This window comes from Marinovum sedimenti, from assembly GCF_054052205.1.
This window is the reverse complement of sequence record NZ_CM133223.1, coordinates 884,945-902,578: the sequence shown is the minus strand read 5'-3', so window position 1 is coordinate 902,578 and position 17,634 is coordinate 884,945. Positions and strand designations below refer to the sequence as shown.

Genomic DNA, 17,634 nt, shown 5'->3' with positions numbered 1-17,634 from the left:
GGGAGAAATATCGTGAACGGATCATTCAGGGCGCAACGCCGATCCATCGATGGATCGGCCCCGATCTGTCAACAGATCGGTTCGGACCCGACGTCGCGATCCCAAATGTTCTGCATCAAACCCGATGGAGGCATGCGGCGGTTTTCCACCATTGGCGCCCAAATCCGATCCATTGATGGATCGGTACCGATCTGTCGACAGATCGGGCGCGCTCAGAGATCGGTGCCGGTGCCCTGCAAAACCCCGTGTTCCATCGCATAGCGGGTCAACCCGGCGGTCGAGGAAATGCCGAGTTTGCGGCGGATGTTTTTGCGGTGGGTTTCCACCGTGCGCACCGAGATATCGAGTGCAATCGCCACTTCCTTGTTGGACTTGCCCCGCGCCAATTGCAAAAGGATGGTCTGTTCGCGATTGGTCAGCTGCTCGCGTCCCGGTGTTGGTTCCAATGACCCCCGCGCCCCGGTGCACAGATAGCGTTCGCCCGCCATCACACTGTCAATCGCGCGCTTGATCTCATCCGTGGGCACGTCTTTCAGAACGTAGCCCATCGCCCCGTGGCCAAGCGCGGTCGAGATATATTCCGGGCTGTCGTGCATCGACAGGATCAGGATCCGGGTTTCCGGCCGTTCTTCGAGCAGCATTTCCGTCGCCGTCAGCCCGCCAACACCGGGCATATTGAGGTCGAGCAGGATCACATCCGGGGCCAACTCGCCCGCCCGCTCGATAATCTCGCGTCCGTTCGACAGGGTCGCGAGCACCTCGATGTCGTCATAGCTCTCGAGGATCGCCTCGATCCCTTCGGCCACCATCGGATGGTCGTCGACGATCACAACTTTCGTCCGCTCGGTCATGCGCTGGCCTTTCCCTTGCTGTCTTCGTCTGGCGGGCTGGCGCTTGGCATCTCGGGGGTGAGCATGTGGCTCAGAGGCACTTCGACCTCGATCACCGTGCCCGACCCGCGCGCGCTTATCACCCGCAGCGTGCCGCCCAATTGCTCCATCCGTTCCGCCATATTGCGCAGGCCCAACCCGCCGCTGCTGTCCTTTGGTTCGAACCCGCGGCCATTGTCGCTGATCCGCAGGGTCGCGCCGTTTTTGTGGCCGCGCACATCCACCTCGACCCGCGTGGCCCCGGAGTGCCGCTCTATATTGGTCAGCGCTTCCTGCGCAATCCGATAGAGCGCGATCTTGGCGTTGGTCTCGAGCCGATTGCGGAACGGCACGGTTTCAAACTTGGTTTCAAGCCCGGTGCGTTCGCCGAAATCCTCGACCAAAGTGCGTACGGCGGGGCCAAGCCCCAGATCGTCAAGCACGCCGGGGCGCAGATCGCGGCTGATGCGGCGGACCTCTTGAATGGCACCGGCCAGCGTGTCGATCCCCTTGTCGAGCGTTTCCGAGGCGCGGTCGTCGCCTTTGTCCATCCGCCGCCGGGTGATATCGAGCGCATAGCGGATCGCCACGAGGATCTGACTGATCCCGTCGTGCAACTCGCGCGCGATGCGGCCGCGTTCTTCCTCTTGGGCGTCGAGCACCCGTTGCGTCAGCGCCTTGAGCTTGGCATCCGCCAGCCGCCGTTCGCGGATGTTAAGCACAATGCCCGACAGATAAACCGCAAGCAGCGCCGCCAAGGTGATCGCGCCAATATAAACAAAGGTGTCGCGAATGCGCGCCTCGACATCGGCGCGCGCCGCCGCCACGGTTTCCAGCACATCATCGATGAACACCCCGGTGCCCACCACCCAGCGCCAATCCTGCAAGCCGATGGAATAGGTCACCACCCGCGCGGTTTTCCGGGTCGAGGGTTTGGGCCAGTCAAAGCTGTGATAGCCGCCGCCCGAGCGCGCAACCCGGATCAGCTCGTCGGTGATCGGCGTGCCGTTCAGATCCTGTAGCCCCGACCAATCCTTGCCAATCAGATAGGTCTGGCGCGGGGCAACGATATTGATGCCATCGTAATCGAACACATAGAAATAGCCGTCCTGGCCATAAAGCATCGAGGCAAGGATGCGCGTGACCTCAAGCTTGGCCTCGGCGTCATCCGGGGCGGCACGGCCATAGATATTGATGAAAGCGGTGCGCGCGATTGAGATGTAATTCTTCAGCTCGGCCTTCTTGGTCTCGATCAACTGCGCCTCAAGCGCGGCAATCTCGCGGTCGGCAAGCTGGCGCGACTGGATCGCCACAAGCACCGCAATCGCCGCCGCCGCGATGACAAGCGGCACGGTGGCGATAAAGAAAAGCTTTTGCCCGTATGTCAGGCGAAGACGTGCAAACCTGTGCAACATGTACGATTCGATACGCCGAAACCGGGGGGCTTGCCTAGGGCCGCGCGCGGGGGAAGTGCCGTCATCGCCCGATATTCAGACGATTTTTTCGAGTTTTGGGCGGGGTCTACGTGTTTGTAGGTATTTCAAGTCAAACACTCTGCGGCTAGGGTCGCCGCACGAATACGACCTGCCCGAACCTGTCCTTGGGAAGAAAAAAGGACACAGACGGGCCTATAAACGACATGGGAGGACCTTAAATGGATCGTCGTTCTTTTCTGAAAACATCGGCACTTGGTGGCTCGGCTGCAGCAGCAACAACGCTGGCAGCGCCGGCCTATGCACAGGGCAAACGTACCCTGACGATGGTTACCACCTGGGGCCGTGGCCTTGCCGGTGTACATGACGCGGCCCAGCGCTGCGCCGACACCATCACCGCGATGACCGGTGGCGACCTGACGATTGATCTCAAAGCGGCTGGCGAACTCGTCGGCGCATTCGAGGTGTTTGACGCCGTGACCGCCGGTCAGGCCGACATGTACCACGGTGCCGACTATTATTTCACCGGCCAGCATCCGGGTTATCAGTTCTTTACGGCTGTTCCCTTTGGCATGACCTCGCAAGAGCAGGCCAACTGGTACTATCAGGACGGCGGCAAAGAGCTGCACGACGAACTGGGTCAGATCTTTGGCCTGAAATCCTTCCTCGGCGGCGACACCGGCGCGCAAGCGGGCGGTTGGTTCAATAAAGAAATCACCAGCCCCGATGACTTCCAGGGTCTGAAGTTCCGTATGCCCGGCATGGGCGGCCAGGCGCTTGGCAAACTGGGCGCATCGGTGCAAAACCTTCCCGGTGCGGAAGTGTATCAGGCGCTGGCCTCCGGCGCGATTGACGGCACCGAGTGGATCGGCCCCTGGGCGGACGAAAAAGCCGGTTTCCAGGAAATCACCAAGATCTATTACACCGCCGGTTTCCACGAGCCCGCAGCAACCCTGTCGCTGGCCACCAACCGCGATGTGTTCGACAGCCTGTCGCCCGCGCATCAGGCTATCATCGAAGTGGCCGCTGCCGAAGCCCACTCGTGGAACCTCACCCAGTTCCTGTCCAACAACGGTTCGGCGCTGCAACGTCTGCAAGCTTCGGGCGTCAAGGTTCTGGAATTCCCCGACAGCGTTTGGGATGCCTTTGGCCAAGCGGCGAGCGACACGCTCGACGAATACATGGACGACGAACTCTTCGCAAAAATCCGCAACAGCGCGGACGAGTCGATGAAATCCTCCTCGGGCTGGATCAACAAGTCGATCAACGCTTTCGCAAGCCAGCGTGACCGCGTTCTGGGCTAAGCCTTTGACGACATGAACAACACGGGGTCCCCGGCACAGGCTGCCGGGGGCCTTGTTGCACAAGCCGCACGAAAAAAGCGGCACTGCCATAACATTGGAAGGGGGATCTGATGCTGGACGGTCTCGTCTGGATATTCCAGAGTATCGGACTGGCATTCTACAATCTGGTTGCTGCACTCGCGCAACCCGGATCGTGGCTTGCCTGGCTTGGAGGTCTTGAAGAGACCGAAGACAAAGAAGCGCTGATGCGCTTTATCTATTACGGCGGCTCCGTCGAGTTTTTCTTTGTTGCCCTCGTCTTTTTCCTCGTGATCACTGCTTTCGGGCTTTGGAGCAATCGCTTCCTGTGGGGCGTCACCCGCACGTTGGAAGGCTTTGCCAACGCCATCGGGCGTTTCTTTGCCTGGGCCGGGCTGTTGATGGTGCTGCAACAGATCATCATCGTCTTTATGCAGCGCATCTTTGCCGCCTCCGAAATCTCGATCGGCTTCGGCACCATGCTGGCCCGTGATGTGAGCTGGTGGGGCGAAGAGCTCAAGCTTTACAACGCGATGATCGTCGCGCTTTGCGCAACCTACACCTTTGTGCAGGGAGGGCATGTGCGGGTCGATCTGGTGTATTCCTCGATTTCCTTCCGCGCCAAACGGGTGGTCGACATGGTTGGCTGCATGATCTTCATGCTGCCCTCGGCGGTTTTGACGTGGATGTATGGCTGGTACTTCCTGTGGCGTCACCTTGTGGTGCCCAAACCATCGGCCTCGGACAGCCTTGATCGGCTGATCACCAAGGCGCGCGCGCTGCGTTGGAATGTGGAAACCATCGGCTTTTCGCCCAACGGCTTTGACGCCTATTTCCTCTTCAAGGTGCTGCTCGTGGCCTATGCCGGGCTGGTGTTTATCCATGCTTGGGCCTTCTTCTATCGCTCGTATCTGGAGTTCCGCGAAGGACCCGAGAGCGAAGGCAAATATCTCGACCGTGACGTGCTTGGCAGCGAAGAAGCCGAACTCGTGCACGCGATCGAAGAAAAACACTAAGGGGCAGGGCACATGCTATTCGGACTTGATGGCGTCGAGATCGGCCTGATCATCGTCTTCCTATGTCTCTTCGGAGGCATTCTCTCGGGCTTTCCGGTGGCCTTTGCCATCGGTGGCGCGGGGGTCATTTCATTTGCGATCATCGCAGCACTCGACAGCGCCGGGCTGTTGATTCACCAGGCAATTGACACCGGATCGGCGATGTATGCCGATCTGATTGCGCAGGGGGTGCGCGGCGAGGCGATTTCGACCTTCCGCTATCCCGAGTTGCCAAGATACAGCGAACCGGTGTTCCCGCAGGGTTGGGAAACCGCGCTCGACCGGAATATTTCGTTTGTTGTCAACCGGATGAACGAACGGGTTCTGGCGGGGCAGTCGATTGAGACTTTGCTGGCGGTTCTGATGTTCGTCCTGATGGGCATCACGCTGGAACGCTCGCGCATCGCCAATGACCTGCTGACAACCATGGCACGGGTGTTTGGCCCGCTGCCCGGCGGTCTTGCTGTTTCGGTGGTTGTTGTGGGCGCGTTTCTTGCGGCCTCGACCGGCATCGTCGGTGCGACTGTTGTGACCATGGGCCTGCTGTCGCTGCCCACCATGTTGCGCGCAGGCTATTCGCCACAACTGGCCACCGGTGTGATTGCGGCCTCAGGCACCTTGGGGCAGATCATCCCGCCGTCGATTGTGATCGTTCTGCTTGGCACACTTGCGGGCGATCTCTATTCCGCCGCGCAGGAAGAACGGGCCAACCTTTTGGGCTGCTCCGACGCGCTGACCTATCTCGGCGAACCGGCGGTTGTCTCGGTCGGCACGCTGTTCCAAGCGGCGCTGTTGCCGGGGATCTTGCTGGCGGTGCTTTATGGCACCTATGCCTTTGTTTATGCGCTGATCAACCCGTCCAAGGCTCCTGCGGTCGAGCTTGACGATGGCGGCGGCGAGGTTGTCACCCGCAGCGAAGCGCTGACGTGGTATCTGTTTGTGCCCATCGGTTTGATCGCTTTAATCATCGCCATGGGGCAGGTCAATATCGTTGGCACGCAGAACGTGACGGTCGACAGCTATTCCGACGCGGGCCAGACCGCGAGCCTTCGGACCAACGTCAATGAAAGCTGCCAAGCGGCGATGATTGATCTGCATGGCCAACAGGCCTGGGACACGGCCATCGCGCAACAACAGACCATTGACGAGGCCGGTGGCGTCGCGGAATCCCGCGCGCTAAGCGATGAAGAACGCGCCGACGCGCTTCAGACCAAACTGTCTGATGCCGCGCCAATCGGCACCGGCATCGCGATTGGCTTCTTGATGCTGGCCTTGGTGCTGACCACGGCGCGGGGCGTTTCGCCCACCGCCAACCCTGTGCCGCTGTTGATCGGCGGGGCCGGGGTGGTGCTGGGCTTGCTGGCGGATGCGCTGTTTGTGTCGCCGCTGACGTCGCCCGGTGTGACCTTCCTGATCCTGCTGATCCCGCTGGCGATGGCCATCTATGGCGTGCGCTATGCGGCGGGCATCCTGTCACAGAATGAGCTGCTCCGCGTGGTGTTCCCGCCGCTGGTGCTGATCATTGCGGTGCTCGGCTCGATCCTTGGCGGCATCACCAACCCAACGCCGGCAGCGGCACTTGGGGCAGGCGGGGCGATCATGCTCGCGGCCTATCGCAAGCTGGCGGATGAGAACAAGTCGGGCAAGATCATCCTCTGGACCACCTTTGCGGTCACGATCATGATCCTCGTCGGGGTGAACTTTGACCTCCGGGTCGGGCTCGAGACCGTCACAGCGGAAAGCTGGATCGCGTTCTTCGTGGCGCAGGCGGCTTACCTGTTCTCGATCTTCGGGTTGTTCTATGCGCTCTGGGTGCTGTTTGCTGGCGGCGTGCTCACGCCTGTCGTGCGGGAAACGGCCAAGGTCACTTCGATGGTCTTCACCATCCTGATCGGCTCACAGTTGCTCAACCTCGTAGTGATCTCATTCGGGGGCGAACACTATATCCAGACCTTCCTTCAGAGCTTCGACAATGAGTTGAAAGTCTTTCTGATCGTGATGCTGGTGCTGTTCGTTCTGGGCTTTGTGCTTGATTTTCTTGAGATCATTTACATCGTGATCCCGATTGTCGGGCCGGTGATCTATGGGGGCACCTTCGATCCGAAATGGGTGACGATCATGATTGCGGTGAACCTTCAGACCTCGTTCCTGACGCCACCATTTGGCTTTGCGCTGTTCTACCTGCGCGGCGTTGCCCCGAAAGAAGTCACCACGGGCCACATCTATCAGGGCGTTATTCCGTTCGTGTTGATCCAGGTGGCCGGGCTGGCGATCTTGTGGTTCTTCCCGTCGATTGTGACGATTGTGCCGGATCTGATCCCGAATTGATTTCGGGTTCATGCCTATAACAAAAAAAACAACCGGCCTCAGGGCCGGTTGTTTGCGTTTGGAGCGTTGGGTTTTGTTAAGCGGTCAGCGGCCGCGCGGGCTCATATCCGGCAATGAGATATTGGCGACCTGCTCGGCAATCGGATCGGTCGAGAGCGGGTGTTCCTCGGCGGCATAGGCCTCCGGATCGCGCATCTTGATCCATTTGCCGCCCGAATACACCTCAAGCCCCGAGAACTTGGCCTTGTAGCCCATCTTGGGGCTGCCCGGCACCCAGTAGCCAAGATAGATATAGGGCAGGCCGGTTTGCCGCGCGATCTCGATATGATCGAGGATCATATAGGTGCCCAGCGACTGGCGTTGCAGGTCGGGCTGGTAAAACGAATAGACCATGCTGAGCCCGTCATCGAGCACATCGGTCAGGCACACCGCCGTCAGGTCGTTGCTGTCCTTGTCGACATATTCCACCACCCGCGAGCGGATCGGCGTTTCCTCGACCATCGCAGCGAATTCGAACACATCCATGTCGGCCATGCCGCCTTCGGCGTGCCGGCTTTCAAGGTATTCGCGAAACAGATCAAACTGTTCGTCGGTCGCCCAAGGCGAGGTGGCGCGCCGCTCAAGGTTGGCATTGCGCCGCAGGGTGCGCTTTTGGCTCTTGGTGGGGGTGAATTCGTCAATTGCGATCCGCGCCGACATGCAGGCCGAACATTCGGTACAAGACGGGCGATACAGCACGTTCTGCGATCGCCGAAACCCCTGTTTCGACAGGCTGTCGTTAAGCTTTTGCGCAGAGTCGCCTTGCAGCGAGGTAAACAATTTCCGCTCCAGCCGTCCGTCCAAATAAGGGCAGGGCTGCGGTGCCGTCACATAAAATTGCGGCGCGAGCGGTAGTGTGTGGCGCATCGAGGTATCCCTTGGTTGCGTTCAAGATAGCAACGAAAACCGCCGCCGCCAAGCATTAGGCTTTGGCGACGGCGGGGGATTGCCCGGTGTTGACTGGATTTGTGTCAGGCCCGGCGGTTGAGCATCACCGTGCCCATCACCATATCGGTCAGCGATTGGCCTCGCTCTGAGGACAGCATCAGCACCACATTGGCCAGTTGCACCAGCGCCATTGCCCAGCTGACATAGTACCCGACGGTGTGCAGAAACGCGTTGCCGAGGGTGAGTTTTTCACCTTGGGCGCTGCGCAATTCCACCGACATGACCCGCATGCCAAGCGTGGCCGACCCGCCCGAAAGCGTGATCACGCGGTAGATAAAGCCGAGGGTGGCATAGAGAAACGGTAAAAAGAACAAGCCGGTGAAGGCGGTAAAGGGCAGGATCAGCAGCGTCAGGCCAAGGGTCAGGGCCACATCGATCACCCAGGCCATCAGGCGTTTGGGCGGGATGTCGGCATAGAACTCGGGTTGGAACTGGGGATCGGGCAGGGCGGCGGTATACATCATGTCCTCCGTTGGAAAGAGTGGCCCCGAGGCTGGGGCCACTCGTGTGTCAGGTCAGGCGTTCTGACGGGGTTCGCTGTTGCGGTCATCGCGATCGTCCCGCTCTGCCCGGTCCGCACGGTTGCGTGCGGCATCGCGCGAACGGTCTTCCATGAACTCGTCAAACTCGGCCTTGTCTTTGGCGGCCCGCAGGCGCTCGAGGAAGGCTTCAAAGTTCTGCTGCTCGTCTTGCAGGCGGCGCAGCGTCTCTTCTTTATAGGCGTCAAAGGCGCGGTTGCCCGAGGGCTTCATGGCGTTCCAATGTGCCGAATGACGGCCAAGGTTGCGGGATTTGTTGCATTTTCCGAACATGCGTTTGCTCCAGATCGTATAAGCCAGAAGGGCAAGGCCGACAGGCCAGAAGAAGATGAATCCAAGGACCACCGCAGCAATCCAGGCACCCTTGCCTTTACTGTCGAGCCAGGCCTCACTGCGTGCGAACCAGCCTAGATTGGACCGGATCGGTTGGACTTCTGTTGCGACGGTTGTCATTGAGGTTCTCCGTTGTTTTTCAATGTGAATGCTTTTCACATTACAACAGATGAGGATTGGCCAGTGTTTTCGCAAGGGTCTATGTGAATGTTTATTACATTTATTTTGATAGCGCAGTGAAATCAGCGACTTGCGCGCCGGTCACCGGCTGAAGTTGGTCAGACTGCATGGCGAAAACATGCCGCGGCGTGCCGCCTGCGGCCCAAATCTCGCTGAATTCGAGCAGTCTGGGGTCCAAAAACGCCCGGATCGGGTTGATATGGCCCAAAGGTGCGACCCCGCCGATGGCAAAGCCAGTTTGCGCCCGGATCAGCGCCGCGTCGGCTTTGCCCAGGGGTTCGCCCGCGACTGCGCTGGCCTTGTCGGCGTCCACTTTGTTGCCGCCTGCGGTCAGAAACAGGAGCGCTGTGCCGCTGGTCTCGCCGCGAAAGATGATGGACTTGGCGATCTGGTCGATGTGGCAGCCGACCGCATCCGCCGCCTCTTGCGCGGTGCGCGATTGGCCCACCTCGACGATTTCGGTTTCAATTCCGGCCGCGTCGAGCGCGCGCGCCACCCGTTTGAGAGATTTGCTCATCTTTGCCTCCAAGTCCTGCCGCGAAAATCGCAGAGCCGGCGGAGAGGTCAACCACAGTATTGCGCTGCGCATTTTGGCAGGACGCAAGGGCTGCGCACCACTTGACCCTTGGCCGCCCTCATGCGCAACTCAGGCCATGACATTTGCCAGCCGCATCACCCGTTTGCCCCGCCCGTATGACCCCGAACGCGGGGCCGAAACCCGCGCGCTTTTCCCCGAGGTGAGCGGCGAATTGGCCGATCTGTTGGAGGGCACCGGCGGGTGCAGCCCCTACCTTAAAGGGCTGTGTGAGAAAGAGCAGGCCTGGCTGTCCACCACGTTCGACGGCCCCGAAGCCGCGATCGAGGTGCTGTTTGGCGAACTGAAGGAGGTTGCGCCCGACAAGCTGTCATCAGCGTTGCGCATGGGCAAACGGCGCGTGGCGCTGCTGGCGGGGCTGGCCGATCTCGGCGGTGTCTGGTCGCTTGAGGAGGTGACGGGCACGCTCACCCGCTTTGCCGATCTCGCCACCCATCTGGCGATCCGCGCCTGCGTTGGCCATGAAATTCGCCGGGGCAAGCTTCCGGGGAAAACCGAGGAAGATGCCGAAACCGGGGGCGGCATGGTGGCGCTGGCAATGGGAAAAATGGGCGCCTATGAGCTTAATTATTCCTCTGACATCGATCTGATTTGCCTGTTCGACGAGAGCCAGTTTGAGCGGGATGACTACCTTGAGGCCCGCGCCAGCCTTGTGCGCGCCACACGCAAGATGTCGTCGATGCTCAACGATCCCACTGGCGAGGGCTATGTGTTTCGCACCGATCTGCGGCTGCGGCCCGATCCCTCGGTGACGCCGGTCTGCATGACGATGGAGGCGGCGGAGCGCTATTACGAGAGCCTTGGCCGGACATGGGAACGGGCCGCCTATGTCAAAGCGCGGGCCTGCGCCGGGGACATTGCGGCGGGTGAGCGGTTTCTTGGCGAGTTGCGGCCGTTCGTATGGCGCAAACATCTGGATTTCGCCGCCATTCAGGACGCGCATGACATGCGGCTGCGCATTCGCGCACACAAGGGGTTGGGTGGGCCGATCACCTTACCCGGCCATAATATGAAACTTGGCCGCGGCGGTATCCGCGAGATCGAGTTCTTTACCCAGACCCAACAGATCATCGCCGGCGGCCGCGACCCGGACCTGCGGGTGCGGGGCACGGTCGACGGGCTGGCGGTGCTGGCGCGCAAAGACTGGCTGCCCAAGGATTTGGCCGACGTGCTGACCGGGCACTACCGGTTTCACCGCGAGGTCGAGCACCGGTTGCAGATGGTCGCCGATGCGCAGACGCAAACGCTGCCCAATTCCGACGATGGCTTTGAGCGGATCGCGGCGATGATGGGGATGGAACGCGATGCGCTCGATGCCGATCTGATGCGCCGCTTGACCGAGGTGCACAGCCGGACCGAGGGCTTTTTCGCGCCTGATCCGGTGTCAGAGACCGACGCCGCGCCGATGGCCGACTTCGATGCCACCGTGACCAAACGCTGGCGCAGCTATGCCGCGCTGCGCAGTCCACGCGCGGTCGAAATTTTTAACCGCATCCGCCCCGAGATCCTGTGCCGGTTGTCCGAGACCGCGCGGCCCGACGATGCGTTGAACGCCTTTGACGGGTTTTTGTCGGGGTTGCCGGCGGGGGTGCAGCTGTTTTCGCTGTTCGAGGCCAATCCGCAATTGATTGATCTGCTGGTGGATATCGCGGGCACTTCGCCGGCCTTGGCGCGCTATCTGTCGCGCAATTCGGCGGTGTTTGATGCGGTGATTGTTGGGGATTTCTTTGCCGATTGGCCGGGGCAGTCGGCCTTGACCCAAGGGTTGAGTGAGGTTCTGGCGCGCGAAGGCGACTACGAGAGCAAGCTTGATGCGGCGCGGCGTTGGGCCAAGGAATGGCACTTCCGCATCGGCGTGCATCATCTGCGCGGATTGATCGACGCGGGGCAGGCGGGGCAGCAATACGCTGAGCTGGCCGAGGCCAATCTGGCGGCGCTTTGGCCCGAGGTCATGGCGCAATTTGCCATCAAACACGGGCCTGCGCCGGGGCGCGGGGCGGTTGTACTTGGCATGGGGTCGCTTGGCGCGGCGCGGCTGACCTCGTCATCGGATCTTGATCTGATCGTGATTTATGACGCTGAGGGGGTTGAGAGTTCCGAAGGCCGTCGCCCGCTGGCTGCGCGCGCCTATTACGCCCGGCTGACACAGGCTTTGGTGACGGCGATGACCGCGCCAATGTCGGAAGGGCGGTTGTACGAGGTGGACATGCGCTTGCGGCCGTCGGGCACGCAGGGTCCGGTGGCGACCTCGTGGCAGAGTTTCGAGAATTACCAACGGAATGAGGCTTGGGTTTGGGAGCATCTCGCATTGACCCGCGCGCGTGCGGTGGCAGGGGCGACGGGTTTGGGCGAGGATGTCGAGCGCCTGCGCTGTGATTTGCTGGGCCAGCGCGGGCGGGAGGACGTGTTGTCCGAAGTGGCCAAGATGCGCGCAAGGATTGCCGCGTCGAAATCGCCCGAGGGCGGCTTGGATGCCAAGATCGGGCCGGGACGGATGCAGGATATTGAACTGTTTGCCCAGGCTGGTGCCTTGATCGAAGGCTGCGCCGAGCGTGACACGCAGGCGGGTCTTGCCGCTGCGGCGCGGGCCGGGATCGTATCCGACGCAGACGCCGCTGTGCTGTCAGAGGCCTATGAGGTGCAGGGGGCGTTGCAGATGTCGTCGCGGTTGCTGAGTGACACACCGCTTGATCCGGGCAAACTGGCGGGCGGCGGGGCCGGGTTTGTGCTGCGCGAATGCGGGGTGGCGACATTGGAAGAGCTGGACGTGAAACTTGGCGATCTGCGCGCGTGCGCTGCGGCGGCGATCACCACGGCTTTGCCGGGAACGGAGGCGTGAAAATGGTTAAGGGCGATGCGCTGGATCCGCGGGGATTGATCCTTGAAAGTTATCGGATAGACGGGATCACCGAAGGCGAGTGTCGGTCGATCTTTCTGGATTGGGCGCTGGCGGTGGATACGGAGATGCGGATTGCGATTGATGCGATGCTGGAACGCTATGGCGTGGCGCATCCCGATCACCCGATGACGGCGGTGTTGCGCGAGGGCTTGGTTGGGTCTGACAAGCCGCGCCGCCGAGGTGGGTGGCGGTCGCGGGATCGCTGACCAAGGCCGCATTGAGCCGCAACCCGATCCATTGATGGATCGGTGCTGATCTGTTGACAGATCAGTCGCGTTAGCGCGGAGGGGGCCGGTCGCGAGATCGGTGGCCGGGGCCGCATTCGGGCGCAATCCGATCCATTGATGGATCGGTACTGATCTGTTGACAGATCAGTCGCGTTGGCGCGAGGGGTGGCGGTTGCGGGATCGGTGGTCTGGGCCGCATTCAGGCGCAACCCGATCCATCAATGGATCGGCACCGATCTGTCAACAGATCGGCCGCGCGGGTGAGGCGGGCCGATCTGAGCCGCCGCCAATCGCTTGACGGCGCTGTTGGTTTACGGACGCGCGAGCGCGGCGGCTTCGCGGGCCAGCTCTTCGATGCCAGCCCAGTCGCCCGCTTCGACCATCTTCGCCGGCGCAACCCAGCTGCCGCCGCAGCACAGCACGTTGGCCAGCTTCAAGTAGTCCGGCGCATTTTGCAGCGACACACCGCCCGTGGGGCAGAACTTGATCTGCGGCAGCGGGCCACCGATCGAGCCGAGCGCCTTGGCACCGCCATTGGCTTCGGCCGGAAAGAACTTCTGCACCGTATAGCCGCGTTCCAGCAGCCGCAGAGCTTCGGTTGTGGTGGCAGCCCCCGGCAGGGTCGGCAGGTCCGCCGCTTCCACCGCGCTCAACAACAGATCGGTACAGCCCGGCGTCACGCCAAACCGCGCGCCTGCCTCTTTGGCGGCTTTCACATCCGCAGGCGTGATCAGCGTGCCTGCCCCGACAATCCCGCCTTCAACCTTGGCCATCTCGCGGATCACCTCGAGCGCGACAGGTGTGCGCAAGGTCACTTCCAGAGCGGGAAGGCCACCGGCCACCAGCGCTTCGGCCAGCGGGCGGGCGTGGGCCACGTCATTGACCACCAGCACCGGAACAACGGGCGCGCGGCGGCAGAGTTCTTCGGTCTGGATGCAGGCTTCTTGGGGGGTCATGTCAAAATGGCCTTTCTGATTGGGGTATATCTGGGATACTTGAATACCGGCAGAGAAGAAACATATTCCGCGCGATCACACAACCACCGCCGCACCGTTCGACGCAAGGCCGACGTTGTTGCGGAAGGCTTCGAACAGTTCGCGGCCCACGCCGTGGCTGTTGCCCGACAGGTCTGCGGTGACGACTTCGCGGCAGTCGAAGTCGTCTACCAGCGCTTCGATCCGGCCATTGGTGGCGTCAACCCGCACGATATCGCCATCGCGCAGCTTGGCCAACGGCCCGCCGGCGGCGGCTTCGGGCGAGATGTGGATCGCCGAGGGCACTTTGCCAGACGCGCCCGACATCCGGCCATCTGTGACCAGCGCCACTTTATAGCCCCGGTCCTGCAACACCGCGAGGGTGGGCGTCAGGCCGTGCAATTCCGGCATGCCATTGGATTTCGGACCTTGGAAACGCACGACAATGATGGTGTCGCCGGTGAATTCATTGTTGCGGAACGCCGCTTTCACCGAATCCTGGTCGTGGAAAATCCGCGCCGGGGCTTCGATGATGTGGCGTTCGGGCGCGACAGCCGAGACCTTCATCATGCCGTGGCCCAAGTTGCCGTGCATCTGTTTAAGACCGCCCGTGGCCTGAAACGCCTCGCCCACCGGGCGCAGGATCTTTTCGTTCAAGGTGACTTTCGCGCCGTCTTCCCAGATCAAAGTGCCGTCTTTCAGCTTGGGTTCCTGCGCATAGGCCGCCAGCCCGCCACCGGCCACAGTGACGGTATCGTCATGCAACAGGCCCGCATCAAGCAATTCGCCGATCATAAAGCCCAGACCGCCCGCGGCGTGGAAGTGGTTCACGTCCGCAAGACCGTTAGGATAGACTTTCGCCATCAGCGGCACAGCGTTGGAAATCGCGTCGAAATCTTCAAGCTCAAGCTCAACACCCGCAGCACGCGCCATCGCTGGCAGGTGCAGCACGAGGTTGGTCGATCCGCCTGTCGCCATCAGCCCGACGATGCCGTTCACAAAGGCTTTCTCGTCAAGCACATCACAAACCGGGGTGTATTCATTGCCCAGAGCGGTGATTGCCAAAGCGCGCGCCGTTGCGGCCTCGGTCAGCGCATCGCGCAGCTCGGTGCCGGGATTGACAAAGCTGGTGCCCGGCAGGTGCAGGCCCATGAATTCCATCAGCATCTGGTTGGTGTTGGCGGTGCCGTAAAAGGTGCAGGTGCCCGGACCGTGATACGAGGCCATCTCAGCCGCCATCAGCTCTTCTCGGCCCACTTCGCCGGTGGCAAACTTCTGACGGACTGCGGATTTTTCATCGTTGGGGATGCCCGAAAGCATCGGACCCGCCGGGATGAACAGACCGGGGATATAGCCAAAGGTCGCGGCGGCAATGATCAGGCCGGGCACGATCTTGTCACAGACACCAAGGTAAACAGCGGCATCATAAACGTTGTGCGACAGCGACACCCCAGCGGCGAGCGCGATCACATCACGCGAAAACAGCGAAAGCTCCATGCCGACCTGGCCTTGGGTCACGCCGTCACACATCGCCGGAACCCCGCCCGAGACCTGTGCGGTGCCGCCATTGCGGCGGGCGGCAGCCTTGATCAGCTGGGGATAGGTTTCAAACGGTTGGTGCGCCGAGAGCATGTCATTGTAGGAAGTGACAATCCCAAGGTTGGGCTTCTGCGTCGCAACCAGCGACCCCTTGTCCTCTTCCATCGCGGCATAGGCGTGGGCCTGGTTGCCACAGGTCAGATGCGCGCGGCGGGGGCCTTCATCGGCGGCCCGGCGCATCTTTTCCATATAGGCGCCGCGGCGCGCCTCAGAGCGTTTGCGGATACGATCGGTGACATCGGCAATGGTGGCATTCAAGGTCATGCTGGCTCCTATCGGCGTCGATCTTGCTCAGACGCGGCTGTTAGCGCTAACTTTGGATCTCTTCTAGTCCTGTCCCACTATGATTGCAACCCTCGTCGCCGTCCAGAATGTCGCATTCACTTCTGGTCGCGTCGGGTCTTTCCTCGGCGCGCGCAAAGCCCTATCAGGGCAGGATGACAGATATTCCCGTGATCCGCCTCAAACCCAAAGCCAACGCCCGCGCAATCCGCCACGGCGCGCCTTGGGTCTATGCCAACGAAGTGGTGACAGACCGCCGAACCCGCACCATCGCGCCCGGCGCCTTGGCTGTGCTTGAAGATGCCGACCGCGCACCAATTGCGCTGGTGGCGGCCAACCCGGTGTCCAAGATCATCGGGCGGGTGTTGTCGTATGACACCTCCGAGACCGTCGATCAGGCGTGGTTTGCCGCGCGCTTTGCCAGCGCCCTTGCCATGCGCGAACAGCTGTATGACGCGCCGTTCTACCGTTTGGTCCATGCCGAGGCTGATGGGCTTCCCGGTCTGGTGATCGACCGCTTTGGCGATACTGCCGTGGTGCAGCCCAACGCCGCCTGGCTTGACGTGCGGCTCGACGAACTGACCGCCGCCTTGCAAGAGGTGACAGGCGTGACCCATGTTCTCAAGAACGCCGGCGGACGGACGCGGGCGCTTGAAGGGCTTGATGATGTCTCGGGCGTTTTGGCGGGGCAGGCCCCGGATGGGCCGCTGCCGGTGGTGATGAACGGCGCGACCTATATGGCCGATCTGACCGGTGGACAGAAAACCGGGCTGTTCTTTGACCAGCGCGAAAATCACCGGTTTTCCCAGCGGCTTGTGGCTCCCGGGGCGACAGTGCTCGATGTGTTTTCCCATGTCGGCGGCTTTGGCCTTGCGATGTTGGCGGCGGGCGCCGCGCGCGCCATCTGCGTCGATGGCTCGGCCCCGGCGCTGGATCTGGCAGTTGCGGGTGCCGCGGCCTCGGGCCAGGGCGATACGCTGGAAATCCTGCAAAGCGATGCCTTTGACGCCTTGGCCAAGCTGGCCGAGGACGGCGCGCAGTTTGATGTGGTGATCTGTGATCCGCCCGCCTTTGCGCCCTCGAAACAAGCGTTGGAGGCCGGCTTGCGCGCCTATGAACGGATTGCGCGGCTTGCGGCGGTTCTGGTCAAGCCGGGCGGGTATGTTGGGCTGTGTTCCTGCTCGCATGCCGTTGATCTTGGCGCGTTCCGCACCGCGTGTACCCGTGGCATTGGCCGCGCCGGGCGCCAGGGCGCGTTGATCAACACCGGATTTGCCGGGCCGGACCATCCCTTGATGCCGCAACTGGCGGAATCGGGGTATCTCAAGGCGCTGTTCTATCGGCTGTAAGAGCGCCCATGCTTCTCTGGCTGACAAATATCCTGGGGTGAGGCCGCAGGCCGAGGGGCAACGCCCCTTTTCCCCGCAACCGGAGCCGCCGCGATGAAGGTTCTGCTCGACGCCTGCGTGATCTATCCCACGGTCATGCGCGAGATGCTGGTCGGGGTGGCGGGCCAGGGCGCGTTCACACCGCTGTGGTCGGCGCGAATCCTTGAGGAATGGGCGCGCGCAACGCGCAAGATCGGCCCCGAGGCCGAGGTGCAGGCGCGCGGCGAGATTGCCATGATGGCGGTGGCGTGGCCGGGGGCTGCGGTGACATGGCCGCCCTCTCTCGAGGCGCGTCTGTGGCTGCCGGACCCGGCGGATGTGCATGTGCTGGCGGCGGCGATTGCCGGGTCGGCGGATATGATCTGCACGATGAACGCCAAGGATTTCCCGCGTCAGATCTTGGCCGAAGAGGGGTTGTCGCGGCTGGACCCGGACGGGTTCCTGCACGGCATCTGGCAGGCGCAGCCCGACTTGGTGGCGCATGTCGGCGATCAGGTGCTGGCCAAGGCGCTGAGCCTGTCCGAGCATGATTGGGACATGCGACCCTTGCTGAAAAAGGCGCGGTTGCCGAGGTTGGCCAAAGCGCTGGGCTAGTGGATCGCTCAGCCCGTGGTGACGAGCCGC

The 17,634-nt window shown here is 61.7% G+C and carries 15 protein-coding genes; 7 read left to right on the top strand and 8 right to left on the bottom strand.

What is annotated here, in order from left to right; genetic code table 11:
• Window positions 1–212: 212 nt before the first annotated feature.
• Entirely contained in the window at window positions 213–851 is a 639-nt protein-coding gene (locus ACW9UO_RS04295) for a response regulator transcription factor (RefSeq protein ID WP_457087748.1), read from the bottom strand.
• Window positions 848–2,284, bottom strand: a complete 1,437-nt coding sequence (locus tag ACW9UO_RS04290; RefSeq protein ID WP_457087747.1) for a cache domain-containing protein — start codon at window positions 2,282–2,284, stop codon at window positions 848–850. The genes ACW9UO_RS04295 and ACW9UO_RS04290 overlap by 4 nt, the downstream gene beginning before the upstream one ends.
• 239 nt (window positions 2,285–2,523) lie before the next feature.
• On the opposite strand from ACW9UO_RS04290, the gene ACW9UO_RS04285 reads away from it, so the two are divergent.
• The 3 genes from ACW9UO_RS04285 to ACW9UO_RS04275 all read left to right on the top strand — a co-directional run bounded on the left by ACW9UO_RS04285 (window position 2,524) and on the right by ACW9UO_RS04275 (window position 7,007).
• Window positions 2,524–3,606, top strand: a complete 1,083-nt coding sequence (locus ACW9UO_RS04285; protein WP_457087746.1) for a TRAP transporter substrate-binding protein — start codon at window positions 2,524–2,526, stop codon at window positions 3,604–3,606.
• Between the two features lie 110 nt (window positions 3,607–3,716).
• A complete protein-coding gene (locus ACW9UO_RS04280; RefSeq protein ID WP_457087745.1) occupies window positions 3,717–4,640 on the top strand; it encodes a TRAP transporter small permease subunit in 924 nt (307 codons plus the stop codon).
• Window positions 4,641–4,652: 12 nt separating this feature from the next.
• Complete coding sequence (locus ACW9UO_RS04275) at window positions 4,653–7,007, top strand: TRAP transporter large permease (RefSeq protein ID WP_457087744.1); 2,355 nt, start codon at window positions 4,653–4,655, stop codon at window positions 7,005–7,007.
• Between the two features lie 84 nt (window positions 7,008–7,091).
• On the opposite strand, the gene ACW9UO_RS04270 is transcribed toward ACW9UO_RS04275, so the two are convergent.
• The 4 genes from ACW9UO_RS04270 to ACW9UO_RS04255 all read right to left on the bottom strand — a co-directional run bounded on the left by ACW9UO_RS04270 (window position 7,092) and on the right by ACW9UO_RS04255 (window position 9,563).
• Complete coding sequence (locus ACW9UO_RS04270; protein ID WP_457087743.1) at window positions 7,092–7,913, bottom strand: arginyltransferase; 822 nt, start codon at window positions 7,911–7,913, stop codon at window positions 7,092–7,094.
• A 104-nt stretch (window positions 7,914–8,017) separates the two neighbouring features.
• Window positions 8,018–8,458 carry an RDD family protein gene (locus tag ACW9UO_RS04265; RefSeq protein ID WP_457087742.1) on the bottom strand — a complete coding sequence of 147 codons (441 nt, stop codon included), beginning with the start codon at window positions 8,456–8,458 and terminating at the stop codon, window positions 8,018–8,020.
• A gap of 51 nt (window positions 8,459–8,509) precedes the next feature.
• A complete protein-coding gene (locus ACW9UO_RS04260) occupies window positions 8,510–8,986 on the bottom strand; it encodes a DUF2852 domain-containing protein (RefSeq protein WP_457087741.1) in 477 nt (158 codons plus the stop codon).
• A gap of 100 nt (window positions 8,987–9,086) precedes the next feature.
• Window positions 9,087–9,563, bottom strand: a complete 477-nt coding sequence (locus tag ACW9UO_RS04255) for a YbaK/EbsC family protein (RefSeq protein WP_457087740.1) — start codon at window positions 9,561–9,563, stop codon at window positions 9,087–9,089.
• Between the two features lie 136 nt (window positions 9,564–9,699).
• Here ACW9UO_RS04255 and ACW9UO_RS04250 point away from each other — a divergent pair, with 136 nt between their 5' ends.
• On the top strand, window positions 9,700–12,480 hold the full coding sequence (locus ACW9UO_RS04250; RefSeq protein WP_457087739.1) for a bifunctional [glutamine synthetase] adenylyltransferase/[glutamine synthetase]-adenylyl-L-tyrosine phosphorylase: 2,781 nt from the start codon (window positions 9,700–9,702) through the stop codon (window positions 12,478–12,480).
• Between the two features lie 2 nt (window positions 12,481–12,482).
• Window positions 12,483–12,746, top strand: coding sequence for a hypothetical protein (locus ACW9UO_RS04245; protein WP_457087738.1), 264 nt, complete (start codon window positions 12,483–12,485; stop codon window positions 12,744–12,746).
• Between the two features lie 332 nt (window positions 12,747–13,078).
• Here the strand turns inward: ACW9UO_RS04245 and eda are convergent, their stop codons facing one another.
• Both eda and edd read right to left on the bottom strand, forming a co-directional pair.
• Complete coding sequence (gene eda / locus ACW9UO_RS04240) at window positions 13,079–13,723, bottom strand: bifunctional 4-hydroxy-2-oxoglutarate aldolase/2-dehydro-3-deoxy-phosphogluconate aldolase (protein WP_457087737.1); 645 nt, start codon at window positions 13,721–13,723, stop codon at window positions 13,079–13,081.
• Window positions 13,724–13,798: 75 nt separating this feature from the next.
• Window positions 13,799–15,604: a phosphogluconate dehydratase gene (gene edd / locus ACW9UO_RS04235; RefSeq protein ID WP_457087736.1), complete on the bottom strand. Its 1,806-nt coding sequence runs from the start codon at window positions 15,602–15,604 to the stop codon at window positions 13,799–13,801.
• A 173-nt stretch (window positions 15,605–15,777) separates the two neighbouring features.
• Between edd and ACW9UO_RS04230 the strand changes: the two genes are divergently transcribed.
• Both ACW9UO_RS04230 and ACW9UO_RS04225 read left to right on the top strand, forming a co-directional pair.
• On the top strand, window positions 15,778–16,971 hold the full coding sequence (locus ACW9UO_RS04230; protein ID WP_457087735.1) for an RSP_2647 family RNA methyltransferase: 1,194 nt from the start codon (window positions 15,778–15,780) through the stop codon (window positions 16,969–16,971).
• Window positions 16,972–17,064: 93 nt separating this feature from the next.
• On the top strand, window positions 17,065–17,604 hold the full coding sequence (locus ACW9UO_RS04225; protein ID WP_457087734.1) for an RSP_2648 family PIN domain-containing protein: 540 nt from the start codon (window positions 17,065–17,067) through the stop codon (window positions 17,602–17,604).
• Window positions 17,605–17,634 lie beyond the last annotated feature (30 nt).

Bases quoted from the DNA above. Each gene is read 5' to 3' on its own strand.
- ACW9UO_RS04295 (WP_457087748.1), bottom strand. From the start codon at position 851: ATGACCGAGCGGACGAAAGTTGTGATCGTCGACGACCATCCGATGGTG.
- ACW9UO_RS04290 (WP_457087747.1), bottom strand. From the start codon at position 2,284: ATGTTGCACAGGTTTGCACGTCTTCGCCTGACATACGGGCAAAAGCTT.
- ACW9UO_RS04285 (WP_457087746.1), top strand. From the start codon at position 2,524: ATGGATCGTCGTTCTTTTCTGAAAACATCGGCACTTGGTGGCTCGGCT.
- ACW9UO_RS04280 (WP_457087745.1), top strand. From the start codon at position 3,717: ATGCTGGACGGTCTCGTCTGGATATTCCAGAGTATCGGACTGGCATTC.
- ACW9UO_RS04275 (WP_457087744.1), top strand. From the start codon at position 4,653: ATGCTATTCGGACTTGATGGCGTCGAGATCGGCCTGATCATCGTCTTC.
- ACW9UO_RS04270 (WP_457087743.1), bottom strand. From the start codon at position 7,913: ATGCGCCACACACTACCGCTCGCGCCGCAATTTTATGTGACGGCACCG.
- ACW9UO_RS04265 (WP_457087742.1), bottom strand. From the start codon at position 8,458: ATGATGTATACCGCCGCCCTGCCCGATCCCCAGTTCCAACCCGAGTTC.
- ACW9UO_RS04260 (WP_457087741.1), bottom strand. From the start codon at position 8,986: ATGACAACCGTCGCAACAGAAGTCCAACCGATCCGGTCCAATCTAGGC.
- ACW9UO_RS04255 (WP_457087740.1), bottom strand. From the start codon at position 9,563: ATGAGCAAATCTCTCAAACGGGTGGCGCGCGCGCTCGACGCGGCCGGA.
- ACW9UO_RS04250 (WP_457087739.1), top strand. From the start codon at position 9,700: ATGACATTTGCCAGCCGCATCACCCGTTTGCCCCGCCCGTATGACCCC.
- ACW9UO_RS04245 (WP_457087738.1), top strand. From the start codon at position 12,483: ATGGTTAAGGGCGATGCGCTGGATCCGCGGGGATTGATCCTTGAAAGT.
- eda (WP_457087737.1), bottom strand. From the start codon at position 13,723: ATGACCCCCCAAGAAGCCTGCATCCAGACCGAAGAACTCTGCCGCCGC.
- edd (WP_457087736.1), bottom strand. From the start codon at position 15,604: ATGACCTTGAATGCCACCATTGCCGATGTCACCGATCGTATCCGCAAA.
- ACW9UO_RS04230 (WP_457087735.1), top strand. From the start codon at position 15,778: ATGACAGATATTCCCGTGATCCGCCTCAAACCCAAAGCCAACGCCCGC.
- ACW9UO_RS04225 (WP_457087734.1), top strand. From the start codon at position 17,065: ATGAAGGTTCTGCTCGACGCCTGCGTGATCTATCCCACGGTCATGCGC.